Below are 14,032 nucleotides of genomic sequence, written 5' to 3' on the forward strand. Positions count from 1 at the left end.
CCCTGCATAAAACACACTTTTTATTATCCCACTTTTTGGTGTTTTATTTCTTCAACGTTTTTTTTTAATGTTGATCCATTCGTCTTTTGGGGTCATGTTGATTTCTCAAAAAATTAAAAGTCAATTTTTATTTTGATAAATATATGAATTGGTATATATCACAGCAGTTAAAAATGCATGTTTCAATTCAAAAACTAATATATACTTGAAAAAATATAATATAGTCTGTAGAATAATTCAGATTATTTTACATGAAATAATAGAAGAAAAAGAGAACACAGGTAATTTTTCTGGAAGAATATTTTTTTTGATAAATTTTTAGACCTCAACAACCTGAAAAAATACTCTCCTAAAAAGATGTGCTTTTTCTCTTTTTACTTCATTCAATCACAAATGTTATTATGGTTTAAAAAAACATTTTTTTCCATAATAACATCACCCCTTGAATGTTATAGATAGTATTTATCTACAACATTAGAATTTTTGAAAATGACTTCACTTTCGATATTGAATTTGGCGCTTACTGTTTTAAAAGATGTATTTTATTTTAAAGTTTATTTTTTAGTAATGGTTTTTAATTTAGCTTTGTTTTTGTTTTTAGATATTGATTTAGAGTCTTGTAACCGTTTGGTTACTTTCAAATTTATCCGGTTTAAAAATTAAGGCTTTTAAAATAAGTGCTTTATAATCTGCAATGGTTGATTTGGTTGGATATTTTTCTTTAAATTGTAAAAAACCAATTTTAAAAGGGATTTTTGAAAAATGATTTTTTTCTGATGTGAATGTAATATTTTTTTATAAGTTAAAAATTGTGCAAATACTTAGTTTTTAGGTTAAATAGGTTATTTTTTAAATTTTGATGTTTTAATTTATTTAAATAATTTGTGGGTTCTTTTAAAGTCAGATTAAGTGGTGTGGATGAGTAATGTTCTTTTTTTATAATGTCAATTTAAATTGAATTTTAGAAAACTTTATATTAATAGTTATATAAATAATATATCGATAAAACGATTTAAATTTTATCAATTAAAATTAATTAAAGTTAATTTTATATACAATAAGTATTACAATTTCTTTAATTAATATTACGAAAACAAAAAGAAGCCCGATTCCGGCTTTAAAAAATTAGTAGATAAATACTATCTACTTAAAATTTGGATGGTCAATTTCGGGTTCTTTTTTAAAAAGAAAAGAGTATTGCAAGTTTTTTTTCTAGAAACTTGTAATTTCAAACATATAAAATACGGTGGAAAAAATGAAGATTAACTATAAAATCTTTGGTTTAGTAATGTTCGTCATGCTAATCTGCTGCGTTAGTGCAGCCAGTGCAACAGATGTTGACAACATTACCGTACCTGATGACACAGGAATCATTGAAATAGATGATACTGTAGATTCAGTAGATGAAGTAGAACAAGATCGAGGAACCGGTGGTTGTGATTGTACTAATTGCGATTGTGAAATTGAAGTACCAACTATATCAACAGGTACAAATAAAATTACTTTAGATTCAAGTAATTATACAAGTAAATTTACAAATGATGTCTTTAATGATGCTAATGTAGATGAGGTAATCTTTACTGGAAACTTTGCTCCAACTAATTATGAAACTCTTAATTTCAATCAAGGAATAATAATTACTGCAACTGGAGCTACATTTAATAATATTAGTTTCGGATTATTGCATGATGGAATTGTTTTAAATGGTGCAACTATAATTGCAGATGCTCCAAATGGTCAGGACTATTATGCAATTGATATTGAAAATGCAAGTAATGTTATTGTAATAAATAATAAAATAAATTATAATTGTGATTATGATAATGATTATGATTATAATTATGCAATTAAAGCTGTAAACAGTGAAAACTTAACAATATATGGAAATGAAATTAATGCAACTGTGCCACTAAAACAACCTAATTGGGATGTATATGGCAGTATAGATTCTGATTATGTTGCAGGTGTTGCAATAGAAAATTGTACAAACTTAAAATTTGATAAAAATAATTTAACAGTAATTGGTAAAGAACGTGTTGGATATTACCCAACATTAGATGCATTTATCATTGCAGAATCTAAAAATGCAAAAATTAGAGGCAATATAATTTATGAAACTGATGTGAAAACAGCAGAAGGTCAATATAGTTATATTTATGGTATTGATGTATACTGCTGTGATAATTTAACAATTTGTAGTAACACTGTAAATATGAATGGTAATAAGTCTGGGGGTCATTTAGTAGGTGGTAATGGTACTGGTGCAGCATATTGTATTCAACTCACTGGTCCACACACTGGAATAAAAATATGTAATAATAATTTAACTACAAGAAATCAAGGACCTAACTTAGGTATTTACTCTCAAAATTATGATGGTGAAACTAATTTAACTATTTGTGGCAACCATATTAATGTAACTGGTAAAGCAGGTAGCGACCCATGGTCATTAGTGTCTGGAATGGAACTTCAGGATACTTATGCAAATGTATGTGGTAATGATATTGTAGTATACAATACTAATCCTTATGCTAATGGTAGTTATGCATTTGGTATAAGTTATGTTCAATCTACTCCATTATCACATGAGTTCCATATTACTTATAATAATGTAACTGTTTATAATGCAGATTATGCAGTTTATATTTTATCAGGTTTTGGTGAAATTAAATATAATAATTTAACTGCTTATGGTAATGGAACTAATATTGGGAATGCTGCTGTAAATGCTCCTAGCACTATAGTTGTTGGTCCAAATCCATAGTTTAAAAAATGGGATATGTAATTATTACATAATCCCCTATTTATTTAAAGGGATTTATATGAAAAGGAGTATGTTATCTTTATTTTTGATATTGATCATGATTTTATCAGTTAATATAATTTCAGCTACAGAATTAACTGATAATTTTATAAATAACAGTGATGATGGGGTTTATGCTGAGATTAACGTTGAAAATAGTGATGATTTATCTGATAATCTTGCTTTAACTGATTCAAATATTGAAGGGGAAAAATCCGAATCTGATTGCATTGAAATTTATGTTGGTCAAAATAGAACTGATGATGGAGGGAATGGATCAAAAGAAAATCCTTATGGAAACTTAAATTTAGCTTGCGAACATATAAATGGTGAGAATAAAACGGTTATAAATATTTTTGATGGAACTTATTATTTAGATTCATATTTAAAATTTAATACCTCTAATTTATTTATCAATGGATTGGGGAATAATGTTATTTTTAAAAATGCAAATAATGAATCATCTATTAAAGCATTAGGTCTAGTTTCAAATTCTGCAAATTTTACTATGACTAATCTAATTGAAGACCATTCTGATCATTTCTATCCTGTAGTTTCAATTTTTGATTTATTTTATGGAACTGCTAATTTAGGTATATACAATAATTGTTCATTTATTGGATTAAATTATGGACGTATTATCGATGGTGGAAATTATAATCAAATATTTAATAATTGTTATTTTGAGGGTATTGGTACTTCCGATTCTGCGATAGTTTCTGATAAGTATTTAAAAGGTATTTCTCATAAATTTGAAAATTGTAGTTTTAATATTCAGAATTTAATGACTTTTGCAAGTTATAATCAAAATACAATAATTAATTTCATTAATTGTTGGTTTGGTAAAAATGACCCTAGTACATATACTCATCCTCCAAGATCAGCTGTTACAAATGATAAAGGTAGATATGTAAGTAATTGGGTTATCCATATAGATAGAAATGCAATATTTTCAACTTATGAAAATTATTTGGGCAATAACCAATATGAAATCATTGGTAAATTAAGTTGGAGTGATGGTGATGAGAATATAAGCATGGAATCTTTCCAGCCAATGAACGTGTCATTATCATCTAATACTGGTGAAATTCAATCTAATGCAATCTTAACAAATGGTACATTTAGGGCTATTTACGTTAGTAATTCAAATGAACATTCAGTTATTGCAATTTTAGGTTCTGAAATTAAAGAACTAAAGTTTAGTTCTATTAATTTCACTGTTGATGCTCCAAATATATTCTATGGTGAAGACCAAAACATAACTGTTACTTTCCCTGAAGTAATTACAAATAACATTACAATCACTGTAAACAACAAGACCTATGAAGTTGAAGTTAATAACACTAATTCAACAACTTACACTATTGAAGATAGATTAACTGAAGGCAATTACACAGTAACTGTAAGTTACATTGATGAAGTAAACAAAGTTTATGGTTCAAATTCAACTTTATTAACTGTATCTAAAGTTAATAATTATGTTTTTGATGTAGTTCCTTCCAGTGAAGTTAAAGTTGGTGAAAATGCAACAATTGATATTACTTTACCTAAAGATGTTGAAGGTAATGTAACCATCAAATTTGGTAATGATACTAAAATTTTACCAGCAAACCAAACATTGGTGGTAAACTTTGACAACTTAAACGCAACTACCTACTCAGTAACTGTAACCTACACAGGCAGTGACAAATACACTGGAAAAGAAAAAGTCGACAGTATAACTGTTGATAAAGCAGACTCTAGTGTAAGCATTGAAAATAGTGTTTTCATATACGGTGATGTTATTGCAATTCCATTCACAACTACCAATGCAAGTGGTGTAAATGTCAGAGTTTTAAACAAAGACGGTGTGGAAGTAGCAAACACAACCGCCGAAGGCACCAAATTCACATTGGATACTTTGCCTGCTGGTGAATACACATTAGAAGTAACTTCAATTGTCAATGACAATTATGAAGAGTTCACAGCAGAAGATATTACTTTAACTATCAATAAAGCCGAATCCGATTTAACTTTAAACGACAGTTATGAATTTACCTATGGAGTAGGTGCTGTAATTAATGTTGTAACTGAAAACTCAACTGGAGATGTCATTGTTTCATTAGATGGATTCACAGCAAATGTTTCAGATAATGAAATCACATTACCTACATTAACTGTTGGCAAATACACATTAAATGTAACAACAAACGTTGATGAAAACCATAATAATGTTACTAAAACAGCTACAATTACAATTAATAAAGCAGCTCCTTCAATGAATGTTATTGTTGAACCAGTAGAAAATATCACAACAAAAGACGATGTAACCTTAACAATCAGTTTACCGTCTGATGCTACTGGGGAAGTTACTGTTAAAATTAATGGTAAAAAAACAGATATTAAATCTGCAAATGAAACATTAACCATTGATTTAAACAATCAAGCAGGAGACTATGTCGTTGATGTCACATATTCTGGTGATAAAAATTATGAAAGTGACATGGCAACCACCGAATATACAGTCTCTAAAGCTGAAACTTCAATAACTGCAAAACAAGTAGCTTTTGAAGAGGGAAATGCTTCAAAAATTGAAGTAACAGTTCCAGATGTTGAATCAGGTATTGTTTTAGTCGATGTTGCAGGTAAAAAATTCTATGGTGACATTGAAAGTGGTAAGGCAACCATAACTCTTGAAGGAGTATCTGAAGGAAACTACACAGCAAACATCAAATTCTTCGGAGATGAGAAATACAACCAAGCAACAAACACTACTGATGTAAAAGTATCAGAAGATAAAATCATAACAGAGCTAAAAGAACAATTAGAAGAAGCAAATGCTAAGGTTGATAATTTAACTGGTGAGTTGGCTAATGCTACTGATAAGATTGCTGATTTAACTGCTGAGTTAAATGAAACTCAAGCTAATGCTACTAAATTATCTGAAGATCTTGCTGATGCTCAAGCTAATGTTACTAAGTTGTCTGACGATTTGGCTGATGCTAATGCTAAGGTTGATAATTTAACTGGTGAGTTGGCTAATGCTACTGATAAGATTGCTGATTTAACTGCTGAGTTAAATGAAACTCAAGCTAATGCTACTAAGTTATCTGAAGATCTTGCTGATGCTCAAGCTAATGTTACTAAGTTGTCTGATGATTTAACTGATGCTAATGCTAAGGTTGATAATTTAACTGCTGAGTTAAATGAAACTCAAGCTAATGCTACTAAATTATCTGAAGATCTTGCTGATGCTAATCAAAAAGTAAATAACTTAACTACTCAGTTAGAAAAAGCACAATCTAATGTTACAATTGTTGTTGATGGTGTAGAGTATCCTGTTGATGTTGTTAATGGCACTGCTACTATTAAAACTAACTCAACCAAACCAATTAGTAAAAAAGACACAGTTATTGTTGTTGATAAAACTTTCACTCGTGTTGCTACTGATTACAATGCAGGTGAAAGAGGTGGAATGTTTTACGCAATCTTAAAAGACAGTGATGGTAATGTTTTAGCTAATAAAACTGTTCAAATTGCTGTAAATGGTCCAATTTATAATGTGACTACTGATGATCAAGGAAGAGCAGGCCTACAAGTAAACCTTGCAAATGCTAACACATACACTTATGCATTATCCTTCCAAGGTGGCGATGAATATAATGCAGCACCAATTGCATCATCAAAATTAACAGTCACCAAAAAGAAAACTACCATTTCAGCTTCCAATAAAGTTTTCAAAGCTAAAACAAAAACCAAAAAGATTAGCGTAACACTTAAGACTGTTAAAAACCAGTATGATAAAAAAACATACTTAAAATCTGGTAAAAAAGTAACCTTAAAAGTAAATGGTAAAACCTACACCGCAAAAATCAACAAAAAAGGTGTAGCTAAATTTACCATAAAAATAACCAAAAAAGGTAAATACACAGCTAAGATCAAATTTGCAGGTGATAAAACCTACAAAGCATCTAGCAAAACAATAAAAATAAGAATAAAATAATAAAATAATTTTGAAGAGTAATTATGCTCTTCAATTTTTTCTTTTTTTTATTTAACAAAAATTTTTATCTTTTTTATATTTTTTCATTTTTAAGGTATCCACTTTTTTTAACAGATTATTTTTTTAATTCATAAAAATGGGGGTTTATTTTTTTATGAATAAAAAATTCTTCATCTTGATGTTATTGGTGTTATTTTTAAGCACTACTTTTGTGTCTGCAAGTGAACTTGAAAATACAAGTGCTGTTTCAGTATATAATGAAGATTCAATAGATAATATTGGTTCTGTTGATTGTCAAGATGAAATTAATTTTGAAGAGAATCCTCTTCAAAGTCCATATAAAGATAATACATCTGATGAGGAATATCTTCAGAAGTCCTCTGAAAATTCTTTAAAATCAAGTGATTCAAAAGATGTTATTGTTGTTAATGATTGGGATGAATTACAATTTTATTGTGCTCAAACTGATCGAGATTATACTTTAAAATTAAAGGAAGATACTAATTTTTATCCTACCGACCCTCACAATCCAACTTATCAAATTAAAATTAAAAACAATGTTAAAATTATTGGAGGTAAAGGAGCATATATTGGTGATTCATCATCAAATGTTAGAGACATTATGTTCGTGGCTTTTTTAGTTGAAGATAATTCAATTTATGGGTCATTAAATTTTGAAAATGTAACTTTTAAACATATTTGGTCTGTTTATTCCACAATGGGTGCTACCGGTGGAACTCGTGATGGTATTTTCATGCAGATGGGCGGAATAAGAAATAATATTATTAAAAACTGTATTTTTCAGGATATTCTTTCCCAATATGGACATGCAACCATAGTTTATCTTAAAAAAGGTTCTGCTACTTTAGATAATTGTAGTTTTATAAATTGTACTAGTGGTTACGGTGCGGTTAGTGTCTATGATCCAAATAGTGTGAAATCCACTGATATGATTGTTCGTAATTGTTATTTTGAAAATAACTATGCATCTACAGAACCGGGTTGTATTAATAATTGTGGTAAATTGACTGTTTATAATACTACTTTTGTTAAGAATAGGTCTTTTTGGTGGGCTGGTGCAATACATACTCATGCGGGTGGAAATACTACAATTTATGATTCTAATTTCACAGATAATGTTGCTGGTTGGAATGGTGGTGCATTATACACTTATGCTTACTTGCAAATCTATAATTCTATTTTTGTAGGTAACAATTGTACTACTAATAATGGTGGTGGTGCAATAGGTGCATGTTCTTATCAAACTGATCCTCATATTTATATTGAAAACTGTTTGTTTAAAGATAATGCTAATAATTGTTGGTCATTAGATGAGTTATCCACTTCGGGTACTGGTCGTGGTGGTGCTATTTCTTTAATGGATGCTGGTTCTATTGAAGTTCGTGACACTACGTTCATTGCAAATTCAGCAGCTCATGGTACTGCAATTTGTGCATATGATGTTGCAGCATATGGTTCACCAGATATTATTATTGTAAATAATACATTTATCAATCATACTAGAATCGGCGATGTATTGATAGTGAGAGTAACAGGAACTATTCTCAATGTTTCTAATAATTATTTTGAAGGTAATTCTATTGAATTTTCTAATCTAACCCTCACTAAATTAAGCGAAGGTAAAGAACAATCTATTTTACAGGTTAATGCTAGTTTAACTAATCCAACTTATTATGATTCTGATATTCTGGAAAAAACATTGTATGATGTTTACATTAACAATAAGTATGTAAAGACGGTTAATTCATCTACTTTCAGTGTTGATTTTGGTGATTATGATATTTGTGATGTTTATGTGATTCCAACCATTTCAAATCGCAAATCCAATGAAGTAACCATAACAAGCACCAGAGAATACATTTTTGTCTCTAAAAGTAATGGGAATGACACTAACAATGGAATTTCAAGACAAACTCCAGTTAACACTATTAAAAGGGCTTTGGAACTTGCAGGAACTTGTCAAAACATCATTCTTCTAGATGGCGATTACTCAGAGGACAATATCCAAATAGATTATGATGTCACTATTAAAGGTGAGGGAAATGCTACTTTAACTAACGCTACTTCATTTATTAGTAATTCTAATTTCACTTTAAAGAATTTGAAAATCAATAATTTAAACTCCAATATTTTTATCAATCAGATTAAAAATAGTTTATCTATCTCTCATTGTATTTTTACTAATAATGATGGTGTTTTAGTTAATAATGCTGGTTTTGCTTCTATTAGTGATTCTATTTTGTTGAATAACTCTCAAATCATAACTGGTAATCTTAACAATATTAATGTGGAGTATAATTGGTGGGGCAATGCTCAGCCTGACTTAAACATTAACAAGTTTATAACTTTAAACATCACTTCTGATTTTGAATCTTTAGAAAATACTCATAAGGCAAATGTTAATGTTAATTTCTACACAAATGAAAATCAAATATATTCTAATTTACCAGATATTGATTTAAACATTCTCACAATCAATGGAATTGCTAACGAAAACATTATTAAAAGTAATTCCCAAGTTGTTTATACTTTAACTGCATTTGAAGATGGTGCTTTATCAGTTAACTACAATGATTTCACAACCACAAAATCCTTTGAGTTTTTAAAGTCAAATCCTATTATATCTTTAGCAACTGAGGAGGTCATGGTTGGCGATGATGTTGTCATTAAGGTCAATCTTCCAAGTGACTGTGAAGGCAACCTAACTGTTAATGTTGGTAACATTTCCAAAACTAACAATGTTGGTTCTCCAGTTTTCACTTTTAGTGATTTGAAAGCCGGAACTTATAATATCACTGTCATTTATTCAGGTGACAAGAAGTATCTATCTAAAAACTTGACTGCTGGTGTTAATGTTGATAAGTATGAGTCTTCAACTTTGTTAAGCATCAGTGAAGTTAATGTTGGTGAAGATGTCTTATTAACAATCACAACAACAGACTCTTCAACTGGTGCAATAACATTAACTATCAACAATAGTACTCAAACATTAACATTAAATAATTCCAAAGTATCTTACACTATTAAGAACATTAAAAGAGGGGATTATAGGATAACTGCTGTTTATAGTGGTGATGAGAAGTATTTATCAAGCCAAGACTCTAAATTCATTGAAGTTGATAATTTAAATGCTACAATGGAAATCACTGCTCAAGACATTGTTTATGGTGAAACAGAAATTATTAAAATCACTTTAAATGATGATGCAACAGGGGAGGTTACTGTAACTGTTGATGGTGTAACTAACACATCTAGAATAGTTAACGGTAAAGCAGAACTACCAATCTCAAATCTTAATGCAGGTTTTAAAAACATCACGGTTTTCTATAGTGGTGATGATACCTACTTTAACCTTACAGAAACCAGTAATTTCACTATTGATAAGGCTGATTTGACATTTAATATTTCTTCAACTGATATTAAAATAGGAAAAGTTGCTGAAATCACAATTCAGGTTGCTCCAAGAACCACAGGTACTTTCACAATAGGTAGTGACATTCTAACTATTCCGATGTCTGGTCTGGTCACTTATGGTATTGCTGATTTGGAAATTGGGGACTACACTTACACTGCAGTATATAATGGTAATAATTATAAGACTGTTTCAAATTCAACTTCATTTGTTGTTAGTGAGTATCCAATCCCACAAGTACCTAATGATGGTTTAAATCCTCAAAACAATCATAAATCAGATTATGAAACATCAGCTAACGGTAATGTTGCTTTCATTATTCCGTTTAATGAGACTTTAACTGGTGATTTGGTAATTGATAGTTTAGGTAATGTCTACTTAACTTCTGATAGTGGTATTTACTGTTTCAATCAGACCAGCAAGTTATGGTATTGGTCTTCCAACACTTTTGAAGGCAATCTCTCAGGAATTTCAATAAGCCGTGATGTTGTAATTGCTCCTAAATCCGGTGACACATTATATTTCATCAACCAGACTACTGGTGAAAGGTACGGTGGATCCAATATCTATCAGGGTTCCAGTCTATTTGCACCTGTTGTGGACTCCAACGCTAACCTATTCATCGTTAGTGAATACCAGTATTCCTCTGAAGATTATAAACTGGTATTTATTCCGTACAGTTTATGGGAAAATGGTGGTGATCCTACTTTAGTCACTATCGGTAATAGCAAGCCGTTATGTTCTCCAACATTAAATGATGATATAATTGTTGTTATTTCAGATAATAGATTTAGACTTATCAATGCAAAAACATTGGAAACTGTCTCTATTAAGTCAGGTAACTTCCAGGCTGTAAGGCCGGTTATTGGTGAGGGCAATATTATTTATGCCATTTTAAGTGACAGTATTGTTGCTTATAATAGTAATGGTGTGCAGGTCTGGAAAACCAAGGTAACTGGCGGTGCTGGAACAACATTGGCTTTGGATAATGAACAGGGATTGTATCATGTCAATGCTAAAGGAATTCTTTACCGTTATGATTTAATTGATGGTAAACAATCCAAGTTCTCAGATATAAAAGTAACTAGTGGAATATTGATTGATGCTAACAATAACCTGTACTTTGCATCTGAAAACATATTTTATGCAGTGGACTGTGAAGGTAACATATTGTGGAAGTCTATTTTAGACTCTAAAATAACTGGTAATCCTGTCATGGATGCTTCAGGTTTGATTTATGTTCCAACTGAAAACAGTATCGTTGCATTGACATATGCTCCTTTAAGGGATGCAGTCAATGTTACAGTAAATGATATTTTTGTTGGTGAAACTGCACAAATCACAATCGATGCGGATTCACAGATTGTAAATCAGTTCACATACACAATCAATGGTGAAACATTCACTGGGGATGCGGGAACAATCACTAAATCATTATCTGATTTAAAAGCTGGAAACTACAGTGTTGAGATTTCTTATGAGGGTGATGCCAGATTCAACAGTCAAAATCAGGTATTCACATTTGAAGTTAAAAAGCTCACTCCTACATTAACCGCTTCAGCTGAAAACATAACTGTCGGTCAAACTCTTCAAATCAGCATAGACACAAACGCAGCTGGATTAATCTACACAGTAGTAAATGGAAATAATTATACTGCAGAAAATAATCGTATAATTATCCCAAACCTAAAAGCAAACACTTACACTGCTTCCATTGTATATGCTGGAAATGATAAATACGAAAGCATTGCTAAAGAGGTTAAATTCACAGTATCTAAAATGAATGTATCCTTGGATGATGCTTTAAGTATTTCTGATGACAATACTACATTCACTGTTAAGTTGGCAGGTGATGCAACAGGTAACATTAAAGTCAGCGTTGATAATGTAGACTACACTAAAGACCTTTCAGGTGGTTTGGCTGAAGTTGTCATTCCAAAATTAAGTGAAGGCCCACACAACATTAAAATCACCTATTCCGGAGATGACAAATATCTTGAAAGCACCAAAAGCATAATCATTAACGGTGAAAATGTCACACCAGTTGATAACACAACACAACCGGTAGACAATACCACTAACACTACCCAACCGGATGATAATGCAACTAACACTTCTGATACTAACCAGTCAGTCAGTGTTCCTGATGAAGCATTTACAATTCCTGAGGATGGCAGTGATTATAGTATTAGCTTGCCGAGTGATGCTACTGGTACTTTGACTGTTACTGTTGATGGTAACGAATATTCTCAAGAGTTAGTTAATGGTAAAGCTACAGTTACTGTTCCTGAGTTAAGTGAAGGCTCCCATAACGTTACTGTAACTTATTCCGGTGACAGTAAGTATGCACCGGTTACCAAAACAACTGTTGTTGTTAAAGATCCTGTAAATGCAACTGGTGATAATAACTCAACCAGTGGAAACAACACTGGAAATAATACTGGTGATAATAACTCAACTGGTGAAAATGCTACTCAGAGTGTTCCGGATGAAGCATTTACAATTCCTGAGGATGGCAGTGATTATAGTATTTCACTTCCGAGTGATGCTACTGGTACTTTGACTGTTACGGTTGATGGTAAAGAATACTCTCAAGTGTTGGTTAACGGTAAAGCTACAGTTACTGTTCCTGAGTTAAGTGAAGGCTCTCATAATGTTACTGTAACTTATTCTGGTGACAGTAAGTATGCGCCAGTTACAAAGACTAGTGTTGTTGTTAAAGATCCTGTAAATTCAACCAGTGGAAATAACACTGGAAATAATACTGGTGATAATAACTCAACTGGTGAAAATGCTACTCAGAGTGTTCCAGATGAAGCATTCACTATCTCTGAAAGCGGAAGCGATTACAGTATTTCACTTCCAAGTGATGCTACTGGTACTTTAACAGTTACTGTTGATGGTGTTCCATACACTCAAACATTAGTCAACGGTAAGGCAACTGTTAGCATTCCTGAATTATCTGAAGGCTCTCACAACATCACTGTTACTTACTCTGGTGACAGTAAGTACGCATCAATCACCAAGTCAAGTGTTGTTGTTAAAGAGCATATTCCACTAATCAAGCTTACAGCTTCCAATTTAAGCATGCTCTACACAAGTGGTAAGTACTTCAAGGTCAGATTGACCAGTGACGGTAAAGCCCTACCAAATCAGAAGGTTAAAATCACAATCAACGGCAAAACCTACACCAAAACAACAGATAATAACGGTTATGCTTCACTTAAAATCAGCCTTCCTCCAAAAGCATATACTGTGAAAGCAACATACGGTAATTTAACCCTTACCAAGAAGGTTACCGTTAAAACTGTTGTCCAGGCGAAAAACATTAACGCCAAAAAGTCTTCTAAGTCAATCAAAATCAAAGTTACTCTCAAAAAGGTAAACAAGAAATACCTCAAAAACAAGAAAGTGACTTTGAAGTTTAACAAGAAGACTTTCAAGGCTAAAACCAACAAGAAGGGTGTTGTTACATTCACAATTAAAAAGAATGTCTACAATAAACTCAAAGCAAACAAAAAATACACCTATCAGGTGATTTACGCCAAAGACAAGGTTAAAAAGACAATAAAATTTAAAAAATAGTTAGAGGAATTTTAACATTCCTCATGTTTTTCTTTTTTCACATCTACATCAAACAATTCAAGTAATTAATTTTTCACTCCTGATTTTATTTAACAAATCTTAGCTTAATTTTAAACATCACTTCAATCCAAAATCATTAATTTTATACACCAATAATTCAAGCATTCGAATAGTTAATTCATGGCATTGTTTCCGTCCGGTTACATAACTTATTTTTATTTTCTGTCTA

At 31.1% G+C, this 14,032-nt stretch carries 3 protein-coding genes; all 3 read left to right on the plus strand.

The features are described 5' to 3' along the window. Positions 1-1,255 precede the first annotated feature (1,255 nt). Positions 1,256-2,764 (plus strand): hypothetical protein, encoded by a 1,509-nt coding sequence (locus E7Z81_RS00430; RefSeq protein ID WP_292742793.1) that lies wholly within the window; start codon positions 1,256-1,258, stop codon positions 2,762-2,764. A gap of 97 nt (positions 2,765-2,861) precedes the next feature. Next, positions 2,862-6,785 carry a hypothetical protein gene (locus E7Z81_RS00435; protein ID WP_292742795.1) on the plus strand — a complete coding sequence of 1,308 codons (3,924 nt, stop codon included), beginning with the start codon at positions 2,862-2,864 and terminating at the stop codon, positions 6,783-6,785. A gap of 154 nt (positions 6,786-6,939) precedes the next feature. Continuing rightward, the gene (locus tag E7Z81_RS00440) at positions 6,940-13,803 is read left to right on the plus strand and encodes an Ig-like domain repeat protein (RefSeq protein WP_292742797.1); all 6,864 of its coding nucleotides are present in this window, start codon (positions 6,940-6,942) and stop codon (positions 13,801-13,803) included. Positions 13,804-14,032: the final 229 nt, after the last annotated feature.

Origin of the sequence: Methanobrevibacter sp. (assembly GCF_015062935.1) — an archaeon.
Classification (GTDB): domain Archaea; phylum Methanobacteriota; class Methanobacteria; order Methanobacteriales; family Methanobacteriaceae; genus Methanocatella.